The sequence below is a fragment of the Nitrospirae bacterium YQR-1 genome (assembly GCA_039908095.1).
Lineage (GTDB): Bacteria > Nitrospirota > Thermodesulfovibrionia > Thermodesulfovibrionales > Magnetobacteriaceae > Magnetomonas.
In genome coordinates, this window is the sequence record JAMOBJ010000001.1 from 255,325 (window position 1) to 272,409 (window position 17,085).

Genomic DNA, 17,085 nt, shown 5'->3' on the forward strand with positions numbered 1-17,085 from the left:
GATGCGCTAATCTTTTGTGATTTTTGGGCCGATGTAAACTATATACAGTTTTTCGCCCGATGTTTTCTTTGGCCAGTTGAAGTGTATCCTAAATTGCCGGTCCATTTTGATTTTTCCATGAAACGGGCAAAATAACTCTTTACTCTTGTCCTCAGGGTGCTCAAATGTCAGGTCTTTCTTATGGTTTCTTTTATTGGTATCCGATTCATCAGTAAAAAGAGCTTTCTTTTTGCTAAAATAGTTATTCTTGATGTCTTGCTTTCTTTGTTGAAGTTCAGCACTACCGGTTTTATCACATTCGCACATATTTAATTCATTTAAAATCTCAAGCAGAACTTGTACTCTTGCTGCAAGCTGTTGTGAATATGGCTCCGGTGTAAGTTTATCTATAACATAGTCTGCAAAATGGAGATATGTACAATTTCTTTTTGCCCATTCAATAAGAGTATCCCATGAAGAAACTTTATTTTTGTCACTTTCCTTAAGAAATATACCGAGTTCCGCGAATTTCCAAAAGTTGTGTATTTCTTTGGTTGTGTTTCTATTTTGAATTAAAACGCTTAAAGGTGTTTTTGTATAATCTGAAGGTTCATAACTTAATGAATAACATCTGCTGCCATAAAAAGCTCGTATTGCCGCCTCTGAAAGTGAGGCAGCCGTTATATCAGTATTACTTGAGTTATTTATCAGCCTGAAGGTATCGTCTTTATCTTTATATGATTCATTTTCCCAAAAAGGGCCTGTCTTGTGTATCCACGATAAAACGCTTCTTGTAAAGTTTTTATCTGCAATATCATTAACTGCTTTTTGAAATGTTACATCCCCATAAACCATGATACTATATAGATTACCTGAGCAGTACAGTTTATAGCCTGACTTATTAACTAAGGAATGACATCTGAGGATTTCCTCAGTGGATGAGCGAAAATCACCTAAATTCTTAAACTGACTATGGACTGAAAGCTCATTAAAAAAAAACTCCATTTACTCACTCCAACCTGCAAAATACTCCATGTCGAGATCAAATTGATCGAAAAAACCTTTTGGCCATTCACCAAGATTTCCATTACCATCAATGACAGGTGAAATTACCTGTGGTATATGTGTTTCATCCTCTTTGGGGCGGCGGTTAAAAAAGTGGATGGCCACATCCTCATGACTTATCTTATTTTTTTTGACAGCCTTTCGTATGCCGTTTAAGATATGGTCACTGTGAGTTTCCACAATTACCTGCACACCGGAGGCTGCAACCAAACCCAAAAACTCTCCCATCTTACTTTGCCCTGCCGGATGCAAATGAGACTCAGGGCTTTCAATCAACACAATGTCACCCTTGCCGGCGCCAAGGCAGGCCGTAATAATAGGCAGTATGTGAGTAAGGCCATATCCAACGTTTTGAGGTCTGTGAAAATCCCCTCCCTCACTTGAGCGTATTGTCAAGGTCACATAAGGCGTCCCCCTCAAAGACTCTACAAGAAAACCTGAGCCGGGGAAAAACTCTCCCATCCAGGCATTTACCTGACTCTCAAGGGTTGACGGGTTGCCCTCTTTACATAACATGGGCTCTACTGTTTTATATGAAAATTCATTCAGATACCACGGGGTTAATTCCCCGTTTACCCCAACATCTCTTCTGCGATCTGATGTACTAACATTGTATGTTTCCCTTGGGCCTAGTCTGTCAGCAGATACGTAGGTTAGGTTTTCCAATAAATTTTCATATTTTTTAACTGTTTTATATAATTTTGGCTCTAATTCATTCTCGGAAGTACTAAACGGAGAAAAAATAAAATATAATCCTTCATATTCTATTTTCTTTTTAGATTTATGAATATCCTCATCTTTATAGTGGCACTCAACTTCTTGTAAGGGGATAACTAAGTTATCCTTATCAGCAGCGTTGAACTTCCAGGAAAAACTATCTTCTTTAAAACTCAATCTTATAGTTAATTCATCCCTTCCGGTTACTTTATCAACGATATCACCAGCAGTACCTAAACGTATAACAGAGCCGTGTAACAAAAGTGAATCACTATATGTATTATCAACGGCAGTTTGGTGAAGTAATAACAACGCCTGTAATATTGAAGATTTCCCTGAAGCGTTAAGGCCGGTAAGTAATGTTAAAGGCGCCAGCGGAAGCCTGAGTCTCTCAAAGCACTTAAAATACTCAAGGTAGATTTCTGTCAACATCAGCCTAAGACCTCTTTAAAGGCATTTTCTGTATAGCTAAATCTTGTATTCACTCTTTTCTTATCATTTGTACCGGAGGTAATAGAAGCAACAAAATCCTGATTTTCCATAGTTTTATAAAAAGCGTTGTGAATTAAATCAGCGTTTGCTGCTATCATTTCTTTCTTATACTTTGCCATAAATACGGAATAAACATCAAAAAGAGACACATTAATTATGTTTCTTGCCTGCTCAGGGTTTGAATGTTTTCTAAAAGCGTGTTTGCCAAACACCAGATAATTATTCTCCATACTCTGATAAAAAATATCAGAGAGCCCTTTTAATTCATCATCAGTCATTTTATTCATATGCTTAAGTGTTTCTGCAAGAAAACTATCCATGTTGCCGTCATATGTGTTTGTGCCAAGAAGATAAAACCCGCAAAAACGGTTTATACACTCTCTGTCCCGCATAGTTTTAGAATCAAGGCTGTCTCCGGTTGCCTTCTTAAATATTTCATTTTGTGCACATTCTTTAAGCCAATTTGTGGCTTTCCCCATATAAATACAATTTCTCATCTGCTGTCTTGAAAGAGGAACTCCGCCATTTACCCGCTCAAAAATATCCAGCCTTGCCTGTTCCGGCACTTTGGAATCTATAATATACAATATAAGGTTTGTATCTTCTATCCGATTTTGAAACTTTGGATGGAGGGCGGCAAATGTTTTGCCGTTCAAATTCTTTCTTGGATCAACGAGCCCTTTTAAAGAAAACTCATTATTATGAAAACGGTAGAATGTTGTCAATCTCTGAAGGCCGTCAACAACAACAGTCATGCCGTCTTCACGCTCGGCCAGATATAACACCGGCAGAGGAATACGCATTAAGACAGACTCTATCAGCTTGCTTTGTTTATCTACTTCCCAAACGAAATCTCTCTGGAAATCAGGATTTAATATAAACTGCCCGGCCTTTATCCTTCTTAACACGTCATAAACAGTTCTTGATTGAGTTCTGATCAAAATGTTGTCAATCGGATATTCACCTAACGCATCGGATGGCAAACGATCGTATCCCTCAACATTATCTCCTGACTGGTTTGACTCCACAATGCTATTTATTTCCATAGTTCCTTCCATAATATATGCTCCAGTAAAATATATAATTTTGATCTATGTCAAGAAAACAGGTACTTTCATCTTAAAGCATGTGACAAACTTTTGAATAAAACAGAGTTTTCCCTGCGGGTTTTTACTGCTATTCGCAGGTGATTATCGCTTAGTCCATTATAGTCAGCGCAACTTCTTAATAAAATCCCACGGTCTCGTAGTTTTTCGTAAATATGTGCCGCCCGTTCATGCTTAATCAAATAAAAATTAACGCTTGACGGAAAGTATTGAATTTCACGCTTATTAAATGATTTTTCGAAAAAAACCTTTTCCTCTTTTAATAAAGCAAACGTGTCACGTTCATATACCTTATCTCTGAGGGCCGTAACCAGCGCCCTCTGAGCAAGCGTATTAACAGTCCACGGCTCCTTATAAGTTTTCAACAGTTGAACCGTTTTTTTATCTGAAAACACAGCACCGATTCTAAGGCCGCACAGTGCATAAAACTTGGTGTATGACTTCAGCACAATAAGATACGGGTTTTTTAAAACATGATCAATTACGCTAAAGCCGCCCGGGTTTTCACTGTGAAGATAAAAAAAATCCATAAATGCCTCATCCACAACCAGATAACACCCTGTGGCCTCAGCCGTCTCAGAAATCCTGAGCATATCCGCCTTGTTTATAAACCCGGCGGTCGGTGTGTTTGGGTTACAAAGAAATGCAATATCCCTGTCCTTGAGCTTCTCGGTAAAGGCAGAGACGTCTAATTTGAAATTGTCCGTCTCTTTCAGCATCATCACGGACAAGTCACTAACTCCATACATTCTTAACGCATTTTCGTACTCGCTGAAGGTGGGAGCAACAAGAAGCGCCCGTTGAGGCTTCAGAGCACGTACAATTAAGTATATCAACTCGGTGCTGCCGTTGCCACAGAGTATATTTTCCGTACCGGCCACGTAACGCTCAGACAGCACTCTTGTCAATCGCCGGCTTTCAGGGTCAGGGTAATTGCTCAGAAATTTAAGGTACTTCCGCATCTCAGCTCTTACCTTTTTAGAGACGCCATGAGGGTTGGGGGACGAGCTGAAATCAATTATTTTTCTCTCCGGTATTTTTAACTTCTCAGCCGCAGAGTAAATATCACCTCCATGCAGGCCGGACACTACACAACACTCATCAGGCCTTCCCAATGTCTGTAAGAATACCCTTCATTACTTTATAAAACAGGTCGTTTTCGGAGATAGCCTTATTGAGAATTACTTTTAAATTCGGTAGATCCTTTACGTTTATAATCACATTTACACTCTTTGTATAAGCAGTCATATTGTCCAGCGTCTTATAATTATTGCCGATAAGGGCTAAAAACACCTTTCTCCTGTTATTTATGGGCATTGTTTGAAATGTTTCAAGAAGTTCATTTCTGCCGGCGTCCCCTCCACCAAACACCTCATCAAGGACCAGAACGTCATACTGGTTGTACCTGATACGTTCAAAGGCGTCCTCTAAATTAGGTGATATGACAACATTATATTTCAAATCATTAAGGGTATCGCTTATGAGTTTAAGATGCTCCTTATTTTCGACACACACCATAGATTCCTTAAATCCTTCAGTGTAGTGCTCAAAGTTCATTCCCTGGTAGTCTTGCGTTGGCATAAGATTCGTCTCCTCTTTTATCTTCCCTGAGGCGGTCTGTTTGGCAATTTAGCCTTACGTGCGTATTCTCTATCCAGTGACAAGTCCTCAATGTCGGTGGTTTTCTCGCCCCTGGTACTCTTTACCGTGTCTATGCCGCGGCCAACCAGAGCCTTTCTTGAGGCATATGCCATTGCCGTCTCCTCGGTAATGAGCCCTACCCTGTAGAGGTTCACTATGGACTTGTCAAAGGTCTGCATTCCGTAGGTTTCACCGGCGTCTATTATTTCGTAGAAGGTCTTACCCTCCGACTCACCGTTTATAAGACTGTCTTTTACCCTTATGTTTGTTTTCATAATTTCAATGGCGGCCACCCGGCCCCCGCCTACTTTTGGAAGCAGCCGCTGACTTACTATCCACCTGACCGTGTCCGAGAGGCGGTTTCTTACCAACACTTCCTCTTCTTTATCAAACATGCCGATTATTCTGTTTATTGTCTGGCCGGCATCTATAGTGTGGAGTGTGGAAAGCACAAGGTGTCCGGTTTCAGCCGCCGTCATGCCGATTTCAACCGTTTCACGGTCTCTCATCTCTCCAACCAGAATGACCTTGGGAGCTTGCCTCAGCGCCGCCCTTAACCCACTTGAAAATGCATCAAAATCCAAACCCATCTCCCTCTGGTTAAACGTTGCCTTCTTATGCGGATGGACAAACTCTACAGGGTCCTCAAGGGTAAGAACGTGCACTTGTTTGTTTTCGTTAATTATATTTAAAACTGCGGCAAGCGTTGAGGATTTACCACTGCCGGTTGCCCCTGTTATAAGGACAAGTCCGTTTTTTTCCTCCGCAATCTGTCCTAAAACCTTTGGAACTTTTAAATCGGCAAGTGTTGGTATTCTTGTTTCAAGCTTTCTCAGAACGATGGAATAATTCCCGCGTTGTGAAAATATATTGACTCTGAACCGGGCCTTGCCCGGAAGGGAATAAGATAAATCACAAGAGCCTTGTTTCAAAAGATTTTCTGTAAGCCGCCTGTCGGAATTTATCAGGTTCAGAGCAAACATTTCCGTCTGAAACGGCGTTAATTCCTCTATCGGCATTTCTTCCAGATGTACCGGTAATAAGACGCCGGATGATTCCACCTGAAGGGGCTTACCAACAGTAAGGTTAAGGTCGGAAACATTTGCCGCACTTTCCAGCATTCCTGAAAGGATAAAATCTACCTCGGCTCTTCTCATAGTTATATCACCTCTTTCTTTTTTTTAAAAGTCCGGCGGCGGTTCTTTCAAAAATGGAATAAACCGTTTTTTGTCCATCGATTTATCATAGGCATCCTCGGGGGATATCCATCCCTTTTGAAGTAAGTCAAGGATGGCGTCATCAAGGGTCACCATGCCGAGTTTCCTACCGGTTTGCATGACTGAGGCAAGCTGCGGTGTTTTTGCCTCCCTGATAAGGTTTGCAGCCGCATAAGTTATAACCAGAATTTCAAGCGCAGCGCAGCGGCCTTTTTTATCTATACGTTTGAACAGGTTCTGGGCAACCACACCTTTTAAGGCCTCCGAGAGGGTTGTGCGAATCTGTGCCTGCTGGTTAGCCGGAAAGACGTCTATTACTCTGTCAACGGTCTTGGTAGCGCTCTGTGTATGCAGGGTGCCAAAGACAAGATGTCCGGTTGAGGCCGCCTCAAGGGCAAGCTGTATTGTTTCAAGGTCTCTCATTTCGCCGACAAGTATTATGTCAGGGTCTTCACGCAGTGCCCCTCTCAGGGCTGCCGAAAATGATTTGGTGTGAAGGCCGACCTCTCTGTGGTTTACGATACAGCTTGCGCTTTTATGGACAAACTCCACCGGATCCTCTATGGTCAGAATATGGTCTTTTCTGTTTTTATTAGCATAGTCAACAATGGCGGCAAGTGTTGTTGACTTGCCGCTTCCGGTGGGCCCGGTTACAAGCACAAGCCCCTTATTAAGCATAGCAAACTTTTTACACACCGGAGGCAGCCCAAGCTCGTCAACCGTGGCTATTTTTTCCGGTATTTGCCTGAAGACGGCGCCGACTCCCCATTTCTGTTGAAAAAAGTTAGACCTAAATCTGCCTAACTTTGGTATTTCATAGGCAAAGTCAACATCACCGGTTTCCTCATACTGCTTAACTTTGTCCTCGGGGGCTATTTCATAAAGCATACCCTTGAGCTCATCGTTTTCAAGCTCTTTGTACTTTATACGCTCCATCTCCCCGCGGATACGCAGTATAGGCTGAGAGCCCGACACCATGTGTAAGTCCGATGCACCCTGCTCATTCATTAGCTTAAAAAAGGCATCTATTTTTGCCATTAAGACCTCCGCCCTCGCATGTCTTTATAAAAAGCATTCACCCACCTTCAACGCAAGTGTATCAAATATATCATGGCTTTGTCAAAAGGGCGAATTGCCTCATCAAAAAACTATACGAAAAAGTACGCCTGCTTCGCTTGCCCCTTGCAGCCTGTGTTTACTTCTGACGTGTTTGTTGTAGGGGCTACCCCTTCTTTCCATATCAATAGTTTCTCTCTAACAAAAGCACCGGTACCGGAGGAAAGGACGCTCTTAGGCCCATCTCCACAGGGAAATAACAAAAAGCACTGCAAAAACCAAAAACAGATTCATATATACAAAAAAGAAAAACAACCGCTTATGAAAAGGTTCCTTTGCTGTTTTCTGCTCTTGTACCAACTCACCGACAACCGGATACCTCGATAGTTTATCCTCTCCGTGAGGCGCTTGTTTCAGCGACTCCGTGTGGTCAAAACCGGCTGGATGTTTTCCGGCATGTTTGCCGTCTTTCCACATCCTGCTGGCGGTAAGGTCATAAATATTCCCTTTATACTGAACATATGCAGGCCTGCCGTCCTTACCGTCACATTTTGCAATTTCCTCCGGCGTAAAAAAGCCCTTTTTAGTGTCAACTGTGCCCGCCACTGCCTCCTTAAGTTTCTTGCCGATAAAAAAAGTAACTATTGCCGCCGTTGTCACCATCAATATGTAAATAAGTATTTTTATGGTTAAAAGAACTCCAAATTTTGTATGAAATAGTGTCTGTAAATTACTGATCCGAGCTATGGTCAAAAGAAACCCTGTGATACCCACAGCACAAATAGAAATCCAGCCAAGAGTCAGCTCTCCGCGTGGAAGCCCCCGTGAAGCATAGGCAGGCTTTAACAGAATATGCACATAAAGTATCGCACCAAACCACGTAACGCCCCCTGTTATGTGTAAAAAACCAACAATAAACCTGATTATCTTCTGAGCGGTTGTACGCTCCAACCCCTTGCCTTTGCTAAATAGCTCTGTCTTATAGGCTTCTCCCTCAGCTGTTAATTTCCCGCCGCCGTCGGAATCTATATGGCAGTACCGGCATTCTTTTTTTGTCTTTTCGGAAAACTCGCTATAGGCAAACGAATTACCGCTGACAATTATAACAACAGACAAAGCAACAATGGTTGCTTTAGCAGACTTAATAAACATCCGATATTGTAAATATTTGCCAAAAAATACGCAAGTACATAAATACATGGCTTGTAACTTCTCTTCAACCTCAGCGTTATTACAGTTTTTTGTAGTAAGCGTTGTTGTGAAAGCACGCCTTACACACTGCTTTGCCGTCTTTTTCTATATGTCTCATGTCTTGCACAAATTCACCGCAAAGGTGGCACTGAAGTCTCTTGAGAGGCCGTCCGGGCATGTCCTCAGGAGCAATAGATACGACAACATCTGTTAAGTCAAAAAGCTCCTCGTTTTTCATAATCATATAGGCCTGAAGCTGAGCCTTATGAGTGTCTGTCTCATCCGGGAAATACTCTGTAGATTTAAGGCGGGAATCCTCTCTTGCCACAATTCTGACAGCGTGGCCGGTCTTTAGATTGACAAAAGTTGCCGCCATCTTGCCGTAATCCATAAACTTAAGGGACCGCTTTCCAAGGCTTGCTCCTGTAACCGACTGTATAGCATCTGTGGCGCAACGGTCAATTTCCACATACACAATGAAATCTTTTCTTTGCGTGTTCTTTGGGTCGGTGATACCAATTGAGTTAAGCCCCAGCATGGATAGACGCACACCAAGGACCTGCCCTGGACACAGGTGACCATGTATTCTTACCGACTCTTCTAAAAGTGCATCAAAATCATCTGACATTTCTTTAACTTACCCATTTAACCATGCTGTTGTCCCCTAAGTCAAGATGTGCCCTGTGGTTTTTGTGGACAGTCCTCTTAATGAGATATAAACGGCCTTATACCAAGTTGCATTCATTCGATTAACTTTGTTGGCTTCGTCTAAAGCTCCTTGACGTCTCCCCTAAAGGGGAATCCCCTGTTAAGGGGAGGTGTCGCTTTTTCCTTGCCGCCTCGTTACTCTTTTGACTGCAACTTGGTATTAGGAAAGGGATTGCAAGTGAGCTCTGGCGGTTTCCACTTTTGCACTTTGCTCGGGGGAGTTCTTTGCCTCTGATATAAAAAGTTTCCAATATAATATGGCTTCCTCGTTTTTCCCAAGATGTTCTGAAGACAGTGCGAGATTAAAAAGCGCATCAAGAGTATTTCTGTTTAGTTTATATGCTTTTTTGTAGTCGGCGGCGGCCGCCTCAAAATTGCCCATAGCAAAGTGCGCATTTCCACGGCTTTGGTAGGCTTTGACATAGTTAGGCTTAACACGAATAGCCTCTCCGTAGTCTGCAACGGCTTCATCGAGTTTGCCAAGTTTTCTTAAAACAACACCACGGTTAAAGTACGCTTCAGCATAGTTTTCATCAAGCTCTATCGCCTTAGTGTAATCCTCCGCCGCTTTTTCGTTGCGTCCTGTGGCAAAGTATGTTACCCCGCGGTTGTAGTACGTCTCGGCTGATGCAGGGTTTAATCTTAAAGAATCTTTAAAATCCTTTATTGCCTCATCAAATTTACCCAAAGCATGATATGTGCTCCCGCGGCCTCTGTATGCGTCCGGATTTGATGCTTTTAGCCTTATGGCTGCATTAAAGCACTCAAGTGCCTCATTATAGTACTTTAGGTTGAAAAGAGATATCCCCTTGTTAATAAGTTCCCACGATTTTTTAATAACCGATTTATCATCCTGATACACCCTTGAGCCGGTAAATGAATGATACATGTCGTTAAGTTCATCTCTGATAATGCTAAAATCGCTGTACCTTTTGTTTTTGTCCTTTTTAAGGCAGGTACCTATTAAGGCAGAGAGCCTGGCCGGTAAATCGGGGATTGGTTTAGGTGTTACATTTATGTGAAGTTGTTTAATTTCATCAAGTGTTGCGGCTGCAAACGGCGGGTTCCCTGTAATCATTTCATAGAAAACACAACCAAACGCATAGATATCGGCTCTTACATCCAACTCCTTACACAACCACTGCTCAGGAGACATATAGTAGGGAGTACCGACAATCGTACCAACCTGGGTAAGAGAAAAATCCTCCGGCTCATCATCATTTTTGCGCTTTTTATCTGCTTTAGCCTCCGGCTCCAGTGCTAACTTTACAAGGCCGAAATCTGTAATTTTTAATACCCTCTCCGCTGTAACCATTATATTTGCCGGTTTTACATCCCTGTAAATAAAGGGACGCTTCATTTCCTTAAACTTTGTAGAGGCGTGGACCATACCGTTACAAAACTGTAAAGCAAAGTTAACACTGCCGGGCAAGTCAATGCCGCCCTTTCTTATCCAGCCCTTAAGCTCCGCTCCGTACTTTTCATTTCCCTCTATGTACTCAAGACAGATAAACGGCAAGTCCTCAATCTTTGTAACGTACTCCGCAACAACTATGTTTTGATGTTTTTCAAGCCGCACCCACGTCTCCGCCTCCCACATAAACCGTGCACTGAGGGTTTTACTGCTTAAGTACCGCTCCTGAAGCGTTTTAAGTGCTACCCTTTTTTTGAATTTGCGGTCATAACAAAGATATACGATTCCCATACCACCGGCCTTTATGTCTATGATCTCATAGCGCCTAGTGATTTCATCACCCTGTTTCCATTTGCTGTCAACTAATGAGCCCATATCTCGCTTTCTATTGTAACACAGGTGTTTTTTTTAGTGTAATTTTAACACACTGACCGTGTTGACTCAGGGCGCCCTCCAAATGTATTATCTATATATCTATCTTTAATATGCTTTTGACAATGACTACTAAATTGTGCTGATAATGTTTTGGTGCAGCTTACATAATAATATTTCATAAAGGATACACATGAACAATGTTGCTACAGGGAAGCAGGGGGAAAAATTAGCCGGTGAGTTTATAAAAAAGCTGGGGTATCAGATTTTAGAAAAAAATTACAAGAATAAAATAGGTGAAATTGATATAATAGCAAAGGACGGCGACTGTGTTGTCTTTATAGAGGTGAAAACGAGGCTCAATGATACATTTGGAATGCCGGTTGAAGCAGTTAACTTTAGAAAAATTCATAAAATAAAAAACACGGCATTAATTTATATGAAAACCTTAGATAATCCGGCAGCGGTCAGATTTGATGTTATCAGCGTTATGATAGGTGCTAAACAGTATCAAATCGAGCACATAAAGGGCGCCTTTGAGGGTTAATACCGCCTATGTCACTGCTTAGTGTAAATCAGCTCAGCGTTAGTTTTAAAATCGGCGGCAGAGATGTACGCGTTGTCAATTCCCTGAGCTTTGATATAAATAAAGGTGAGATATTTGGAGTTGTCGGTGAAAGTGGTTCCGGTAAAAGCATGACGGCTCTTTCTATTATGGGTATTTTGCCTGAAAATGCCAAAAGTGACGGACAGATTTTTTTTAACGGCGAGAACCTTGAACTTCTTAGCCCGCAAAGACGCAGAGCACTCAGGGGCAATTCAGTTTCCATGATTTTTCAAGAACCCATGACTTCCTTAAATCCTGTACTTACCGTGGGCTACCAGATAGCTGAAGTGCTGGTAACACATAAGTGTCTCTCATGGCGTGAGGCTAACAACAGGGCTGTTGAGCTGCTCAATGAGGTAAAGATACCATCTGCACAGCGCAGGGCTAAGGACTATCCCCATCAGATGTCCGGTGGTATGAGGCAGAGGGTTATGATAGCCATGGCAATTGCTTGCCAACCTGAGCTCCTTATCGCCGATGAGCCCACTACAGCTTTAGATGTCACTATTGCTGCTCAAATACTAAACTTGATACACTCTATTAAAGAAAATAAAAACATGTCTGTAATGTTTATAACACATGATTTGGGAATTGTCTCCGAACATACAGACAGAGTGGCGATAATGTATGCAGGCACAATCGTTGAGTCTGCAAAGACTGAGGAGCTGTTTAATCGCCCCTTGCATCCTTATACTATAGGACTTCTTAATTCAATACCAGGGAACAAGGGACAGCCCCTGGAGTCTATACTGGGCACAGTGCCGCGGGCTGACTGGCTACCCTGCGGCTGCAGGTTTTCAGACAGGTGCCGCTTTGTTCTGCCAAAGTGTTTGTCAGATGAGCCGGAGCTCAGAGACACCGGTGACGGCAGACTTCTCAGGTGTATCAGAAACGAAAGGCTGTCATCATAAGTTTTTATGGAAACTTTTTTAAAAGTAATATCGCTTAAAAAGCACTACGCAGTCGGCACCGGTGTCTTTAAAAAAACCGGCTATGTCAGAGCCGTTGACGGTGTTGACTTTACTATTAACAACGGCTCGGTGTTTGCCCTTGTCGGTGAAAGCGGCTGTGGGAAATCCACTGTAGCGCGACTTGTTTTACGCTTGATTGGGGCTGACGGCGGTGATGTTTTATTTAGAGGTAAAAGTGTCTTTTCTCTTAAAGGTGACGAATTAAAAGCCTACAGACGCTCGGTACAGATTATTTTTCAGGACCCGTTTGCATCGTTAAATCCCAGAATGAGGATTTATTCTACACTTGCTGAACCACTCATTATCCACAAGCTCTTTCCAAAGCGACAGATTAAGGAGCGTGTCGGAGAGCTGCTAAAGCAGGTGGGACTTGAGCCTGATGTTATGAGCCGTTATCCTCATGAATTTAGCGGCGGACAACGGCAGCGTATATGTATTGCCCGTGCACTGGCACTTTCCCCTGAATTAATTGTTGCAGATGAACCACTGTCCTCTTTAGACGTTTCAATACAGGCGCAGGTGCTTAATTTACTTGAAGAGCTAAAGAATACTTACGGTCTCTCTTTTCTGTTTATCAGCCACGATTTAAATGTTATCCGGTATTTTAGTGATTCAATCGGTGTTATGTACCTTGGAAAAATAGTCGAACTTGCACACTCTGACGCCCTCTTTAGTGCACCCATGCATCCATACACTGTGATGCTGCTTGATGCGGTTCCAAAAATCAGAACCTCAAAGCCTCAGAGAAAGACATTTGACATTAACTCTTTCGATGTCCCCTCTCCCATAGATATACCTCCCGGCTGTCCTTTTCATCCAAGATGCCCCAAAAGTTTTGAGAAGTGTAAAATCGTACCCCCTCAGCTTCTGCTCACTCATGGAAGGCAAGTCTCCTGTCATCTTTATGAATAATATTCACCTTTAATTGCAACCTTGTATGACAAACGCAGAGGATAACAGTTATTTAATAATAATGCTTGGTATAATCAGATTTTATTTAGAAGCCTGATAAATTTATCAGTAAAGGACATAGTTGAGAACTGTTGCTTAACTGTTTCGCAGCCGTTTTTTGAGATCATTGCTGCAAAGGATGTATCATCAAGCAGTCTTGAAATTGAATCCGCCAACGCATCAGTATCATTTGGTTTAACCAGCACTCCGTTATAATTGTTTGTAATAATCTCAGGAATTCCGCCGACATCAGAGGCGATACAAGGAATTCCCATTGCCATCGCCTCAATCAGCGACATTCCAAATGATTCAAGACCTGAGGTCGGTAAAACAAAAATATCAATGCTGCTGTATAAGAAAGCCATGTCTGATCTGAAGCCTGTAATGGTCACTTTGCCGGAAATGTTATACTCAGAGGCTTTCCGGTCGATTACCTCTCTAAGAGGCCCGTCTCCAATAAAAAGCAGGTGCAGGTTATTAAATTTCTTCAATAACAGTACAAAGCTGTCAAACAAGACTAAACCGCCTTTGTCTTCATATAGCCTGCCGGCGGTTCCTATAATAACCGTTTCTTTTTTGATTGAAAGCGACTTCTTTGCCTCGGCTCCGATAAACCTGGAGCTGTCAAACACTGTAAGATCAACGGAATTGTATATAACTGTGACCCTTTCTGAGCTTACTCCACATGAGGTGAGAGCGTATTTAACAGCACCACTTACTGCTACAACATGGTCACAGAGGTGTCGGATTAGCAGGTTGGTGACGTATTTTAATTTGTTTGCCTGATGGCGGACTATTACAAACTTAGTGCGCAGCATAAGTGAGACAAACGCTGCGTGCCAGTACTCCTTGCCAAGATTAGACACAATAACATCTATCCCCTCTGTATAAACAACGTACAGAAGCCTAAAGAGCGCTAGAAAATCCATGAGATTTTTTAATTTCAAATGGTAAACATATACTCCCGCCGCTTTGCAGTTTTCAAAAACAGCACTACCCTTTGGACATGCAACAATGACTTCGATGCCGGAATTTAAAAGTGAATTAGCCAGCAGTGTTCCGTGAGAACCGATGCCGCTCCACTTTGTGTTTGTATATAAAAGAAGTACTTTCTTCATGTTAACGGAGCAGCTTCCATGTAAAGGCCAGAGGCCCAGTGTTAAGCTTAATTGACATACGTTTAAACTCAAAAGGGTCATCGCCGCTATAAATATATCCTTTTTTTGTGGTAAAGGCTCCTTTAAATCCAGACTCTTTAATACTCCTTATAACCCTGCTGTCATAATCGCCGTATGGATAGCAAAAAAAATCCACAGGAAGGTCTAATGCAGATTGCAGATCGTCTTTGCAGCCTCGCACCTCTGCCTCAAGTTCAGTGTCTGAAAGTGTGGGAAGTGATGGGTGTGTCCTTGAGTGGGCGCCAAATTCGAACCCTTGTTTCTTTAAGAATTCTATGTCACTCCAATCCATCATTTCTTTTGTATCTTTTAGGTCCACACAATCCCATTCGTTATGTTTTCCAACTAGGGATGAGACTAAAAAAATGGCTGCTGGGAAGTTGTACTTGTTTAGAATTGGAAATGCAAGCTCTATGAAGCTCTTAAAACCGTCATCAAATGTTATTGCTACCAGTATAGAATCAGAGGGCTGACCCAGAGAGAAATTAAAAATATCGGTCAGACTTACAACCTTATACCCGCAGACCTTAAGGTAGTACATTTGAGCGGCGAACATCTTAGGGGTGACGTATAGACCCTGAAGCCTGGCTCCCTTTTTGGGCTGACCAATGCTATGGTATGTTAGAACAATAGCTTTTTGCATATTACAGGTTTTTTTAAGATATTATAGCAGAAGAATATAAATAAATATTTTCGAGTTATATTTTGTGGAAATTGACATTAGAAATTCTGTATTGCTATAATGAAGTGTTGCTGAGGGTATGTAATCCTGGGTAGCTCAGTCGGCAGAGCGGGTGGCTGTTAACCACCTTGTCGGGGGTTCGAGTCCCTCCCCAGGAGCCAAGTCAAAAAATAGTTCCAAAAAAAATTCGTGAGGAGAGCTTGAGAATGAAAAACCCAATGATAGAGTCCTTTTTGATACCATTTATTACTTCTGTTCATGTTGTAAGTATTTTAATTTGGATAGGAGGAGTTGTATTTGTAACGACAGTAGTGTTTCCTATGATAGTTCGCATGGAGGATTCCATGGAAAAAGTATTTTTTTTCCAGGGCGTAGAACAACGGTTTGCTAAAATTGCTAAGGTTTTCGTTTTGATAGCAGGATTGACCGGTGGTGTATTAATATATTTAAAAGACGTTTTACATACGCTTTTCCACAAAGACGGATTTTATTTGACATTAATGCTGATTTTGTGGACGATTTTTTTAACAGTTCTTACTTTTGAGAAAAAACTATTTAATATAATATTTAAGGGTGAGGCACAGCATGATACAAAAAAGATTTTTATGCGTTTAACTATGTTTCACTGGATAATAATGTGTGTAAGTCTGGTAATCGTTTTTCTCGGCGTTTATCAGGGACACAAAGGCACATTTTAGTTTTGGAATTTAATTATGTCAAATTTTTTATTTAAGACAGTACTCCTCTTTCATTTATTTTTTTTTGCGTACCCTGTTAATTCCCTGCAAGCTAATTGGATCAAATTAGATGAGGGTATTGAATTTTCCGAATTTGAGACCTCAACTGAGTCTGCCGGCGACGGCGTGAAAATTACTGTTTTACGGGCAACCCCTAAATATTATGAGTTAAAATTACTTACATCCTCAGATGCAGGCGGCGGCAGCATGACAGTAAAGGAGTGGGCTTACAAGTATAATTTATTAGCTGTAATTAATGCCGGCATGTATCAGGAGGATGGTAAAACTAATGTAGGTTATATGAAAAGCAAAGGTCGTGTTATTAATTCTCACATAGCAAAGGCATACAAGACAATGTTGACACTTGACCCTAAGGACAGATCAGACAAAGAATTTCAAATAATTGATTTAGAGTGTAACAATGACAATTCTACATTTAGCAGATACAGAACATTAGTTCAAAACATAAGAATGATTAGCTGCAAACAGCAAAATGTCTGGTCACAGCAGGCGGCCTCATGGAGCATTGCAGCACTCGGCATGGACAAGTCCGGTAATATTCTTTTTTTAATGTCTGTCACCCCACTTACAGTTCATGAGTTTATAGATATAATTTTGAATCTCCCTATAAGAATATATAATGCAATGTATTTAGAGGGCGGCAAACAAGCATCGTTGTATATAAACATTGGCGGCAAGGAAATTGAGCGCTCAGGAAGAGGGGGCGTATATTTGTCCAATAAAAACACCAAGGATTCCTATTGGCCGATTCCAAATGTTCTTGGTCTGGTTAAGAAGAAATAATTTGGCTCTGCTGTGGTTTTGTGTGGGTAGAAGCAGCCACAGACTCAGCTATGGAGCTTTCGACGAAGCCAACAAAGTTAATCGAATGAATGCAGCTTGGTATTACAACTCTTTCATGGCCCATTTCTAACTTACATTTTTGGAATTTTCAGGGAAAAAATGCATTCGTATAACTGACGAGATTCGTCTGTTTTATC

The 17,085-nt window shown here is 41.6% G+C and carries 17 protein-coding genes and 1 tRNA gene; 6 read left to right on the forward strand and 12 right to left on the reverse strand.

The annotated features are described in order from the left end of the window. Nucleotides 1-6: 6 nt before the first annotated feature. The 10 genes from H7844_01240 to H7844_01285 all read right to left on the reverse strand — a co-directional run bounded on the left by H7844_01240 (nucleotide 7) and on the right by H7844_01285 (nucleotide 10,961). A complete protein-coding gene (locus H7844_01240) occupies nucleotides 7-984 on the reverse strand; it encodes a hypothetical protein (GenBank protein MEO5355906.1) in 978 nt (325 codons plus the stop codon). Then, nucleotides 985-2,193, reverse strand: coding sequence for a DUF3696 domain-containing protein (locus H7844_01245; GenBank protein MEO5355907.1), 1,209 nt, complete (start codon nucleotides 2,191-2,193; stop codon nucleotides 985-987). Then, nucleotides 2,193-3,311, reverse strand: coding sequence for a DUF262 domain-containing protein (locus H7844_01250; GenBank protein MEO5355908.1), 1,119 nt, complete (start codon nucleotides 3,309-3,311; stop codon nucleotides 2,193-2,195). The genes H7844_01245 and H7844_01250 overlap by 1 nt, the downstream gene beginning before the upstream one ends. Nucleotides 3,312-3,367: 56 nt before the next feature. After that, nucleotides 3,368-4,447: an aminotransferase class I/II-fold pyridoxal phosphate-dependent enzyme gene (locus H7844_01255; protein ID MEO5355909.1), complete on the reverse strand. Its 1,080-nt coding sequence runs from the start codon at nucleotides 4,445-4,447 to the stop codon at nucleotides 3,368-3,370. A 13-nt stretch (nucleotides 4,448-4,460) separates the two neighbouring features. Beyond that, entirely contained in the window at nucleotides 4,461-4,940 is a 480-nt protein-coding gene (locus H7844_01260; GenBank protein ID MEO5355910.1) for a hypothetical protein, read from the reverse strand. A 17-nt stretch (nucleotides 4,941-4,957) separates the two neighbouring features. Next, the gene (locus H7844_01265) at nucleotides 4,958-6,157 is read right to left on the reverse strand and encodes a PilT/PilU family type 4a pilus ATPase (protein ID MEO5355911.1); all 1,200 of its coding nucleotides are present in this window, start codon (nucleotides 6,155-6,157) and stop codon (nucleotides 4,958-4,960) included. A gap of 24 nt (nucleotides 6,158-6,181) precedes the next feature. Further along, nucleotides 6,182-7,255 carry a type IV pilus twitching motility protein PilT gene (locus H7844_01270; protein MEO5355912.1) on the reverse strand — a complete coding sequence of 358 codons (1,074 nt, stop codon included), beginning with the start codon at nucleotides 7,253-7,255 and terminating at the stop codon, nucleotides 6,182-6,184. 252 nt (nucleotides 7,256-7,507) lie between these two features. Then, complete coding sequence (locus tag H7844_01275; GenBank protein MEO5355913.1) at nucleotides 7,508-8,425, reverse strand: cytochrome B5; 918 nt, start codon at nucleotides 8,423-8,425, stop codon at nucleotides 7,508-7,510. A 79-nt stretch (nucleotides 8,426-8,504) separates the two neighbouring features. Beyond that, nucleotides 8,505-9,092, reverse strand: a complete 588-nt coding sequence (locus tag H7844_01280) for an FmdE family protein (GenBank protein ID MEO5355914.1) — start codon at nucleotides 9,090-9,092, stop codon at nucleotides 8,505-8,507. A gap of 240 nt (nucleotides 9,093-9,332) precedes the next feature. Further along, entirely contained in the window at nucleotides 9,333-10,961 is a 1,629-nt protein-coding gene (locus tag H7844_01285; protein MEO5355915.1) for a tetratricopeptide repeat protein, read from the reverse strand. Nucleotides 10,962-11,151: 190 nt separating this feature from the next. On the opposite strand from H7844_01285, the gene H7844_01290 reads away from it, so the two are divergent. Genes H7844_01290 through H7844_01300 form a run of 3 tightly spaced genes read left to right on the forward strand, consistent with a single transcriptional unit; the run spans nucleotide 11,152 to nucleotide 13,448 of the window. Then, entirely contained in the window at nucleotides 11,152-11,505 is a 354-nt protein-coding gene (locus tag H7844_01290) for a YraN family protein (protein ID MEO5355916.1), read from the forward strand. A gap of 8 nt (nucleotides 11,506-11,513) precedes the next feature. Next, nucleotides 11,514-12,476 (forward strand): ABC transporter ATP-binding protein, encoded by a 963-nt coding sequence (locus tag H7844_01295; protein MEO5355917.1) that lies wholly within the window; start codon nucleotides 11,514-11,516, stop codon nucleotides 12,474-12,476. A gap of 6 nt (nucleotides 12,477-12,482) precedes the next feature. Then, nucleotides 12,483-13,448, forward strand: coding sequence for an ATP-binding cassette domain-containing protein (locus tag H7844_01300; protein MEO5355918.1), 966 nt, complete (start codon nucleotides 12,483-12,485; stop codon nucleotides 13,446-13,448). Nucleotides 13,449-13,522: 74 nt separating this feature from the next. Here H7844_01300 and H7844_01305 read toward each other — a convergent pair whose 3' ends face one another. Together H7844_01305 and H7844_01310 are read right to left on the reverse strand one after the other, a co-directional pair. Beyond that, a complete protein-coding gene (locus H7844_01305; GenBank protein MEO5355919.1) occupies nucleotides 13,523-14,605 on the reverse strand; it encodes a glycosyltransferase family 4 protein in 1,083 nt (360 codons plus the stop codon). Nucleotide 14,606: 1 nt separating this feature from the next. Next, on the reverse strand, nucleotides 14,607-15,206 hold the full coding sequence (locus H7844_01310; GenBank protein MEO5355920.1) for a polysaccharide deacetylase family protein: 600 nt from the start codon (nucleotides 15,204-15,206) through the stop codon (nucleotides 14,607-14,609). A gap of 226 nt (nucleotides 15,207-15,432) precedes the next feature. Between H7844_01310 and H7844_01315 the strand changes: the two genes are divergently transcribed. From H7844_01315 to H7844_01325, 3 genes are all read left to right on the forward strand, one after another. Further along, a tRNA-Asn gene (locus H7844_01315) sits at nucleotides 15,433-15,508 on the forward strand. Between the two features lie 45 nt (nucleotides 15,509-15,553). After that, a complete protein-coding gene (locus tag H7844_01320) occupies nucleotides 15,554-16,045 on the forward strand; it encodes a hypothetical protein (GenBank protein MEO5355921.1) in 492 nt (163 codons plus the stop codon). A gap of 15 nt (nucleotides 16,046-16,060) precedes the next feature. Next, the gene (locus tag H7844_01325) at nucleotides 16,061-16,888 is read left to right on the forward strand and encodes a phosphodiester glycosidase family protein (protein ID MEO5355922.1); all 828 of its coding nucleotides are present in this window, start codon (nucleotides 16,061-16,063) and stop codon (nucleotides 16,886-16,888) included. Nucleotides 16,889-17,085 lie beyond the last annotated feature (197 nt).

What these genes read in the sequence shown, in the direction of transcription:
- H7844_01240 (MEO5355906.1), bottom strand. Translation starts at nt 984, where the DNA reads ATGGAGTTTTTTTTTAATGAGCTTTCAGTCCATAGTCAGTTTAAGAAT.
- H7844_01245 (MEO5355907.1), bottom strand. Translation starts at nt 2,193, where the DNA reads ATGTTGACAGAAATCTACCTTGAGTATTTTAAGTGCTTTGAGAGACTC.
- H7844_01250 (MEO5355908.1), bottom strand. Translation starts at nt 3,311, where the DNA reads ATGGAAGGAACTATGGAAATAAATAGCATTGTGGAGTCAAACCAGTCA.
- H7844_01260 (MEO5355910.1), bottom strand. Translation starts at nt 4,940, where the DNA reads ATGCCAACGCAAGACTACCAGGGAATGAACTTTGAGCACTACACTGAA.
- H7844_01265 (MEO5355911.1), bottom strand. Translation starts at nt 6,157, where the DNA reads ATGAGAAGAGCCGAGGTAGATTTTATCCTTTCAGGAATGCTGGAAAGT.
- H7844_01270 (MEO5355912.1), bottom strand. Translation starts at nt 7,255, where the DNA reads ATGGCAAAAATAGATGCCTTTTTTAAGCTAATGAATGAGCAGGGTGCA.
- H7844_01275 (MEO5355913.1), bottom strand. Translation starts at nt 8,425, where the DNA reads ATGTTTATTAAGTCTGCTAAAGCAACCATTGTTGCTTTGTCTGTTGTT.
- H7844_01280 (MEO5355914.1), bottom strand. Translation starts at nt 9,092, where the DNA reads ATGTCAGATGATTTTGATGCACTTTTAGAAGAGTCGGTAAGAATACAT.
- H7844_01285 (MEO5355915.1), bottom strand. Translation starts at nt 10,961, where the DNA reads ATGGGCTCATTAGTTGACAGCAAATGGAAACAGGGTGATGAAATCACT.
- H7844_01290 (MEO5355916.1), top strand. Translation starts at nt 11,152, where the DNA reads ATGAACAATGTTGCTACAGGGAAGCAGGGGGAAAAATTAGCCGGTGAG.
- H7844_01295 (MEO5355917.1), top strand. Translation starts at nt 11,514, where the DNA reads ATGTCACTGCTTAGTGTAAATCAGCTCAGCGTTAGTTTTAAAATCGGC.
- H7844_01300 (MEO5355918.1), top strand. Translation starts at nt 12,483, where the DNA reads ATGGAAACTTTTTTAAAAGTAATATCGCTTAAAAAGCACTACGCAGTC.
- H7844_01305 (MEO5355919.1), bottom strand. Translation starts at nt 14,605, where the DNA reads ATGAAGAAAGTACTTCTTTTATATACAAACACAAAGTGGAGCGGCATC.
- H7844_01310 (MEO5355920.1), bottom strand. Translation starts at nt 15,206, where the DNA reads ATGTACTACCTTAAGGTCTGCGGGTATAAGGTTGTAAGTCTGACCGAT.
- H7844_01320 (MEO5355921.1), top strand. Translation starts at nt 15,554, where the DNA reads ATGAAAAACCCAATGATAGAGTCCTTTTTGATACCATTTATTACTTCT.
- H7844_01325 (MEO5355922.1), top strand. Translation starts at nt 16,061, where the DNA reads ATGTCAAATTTTTTATTTAAGACAGTACTCCTCTTTCATTTATTTTTT.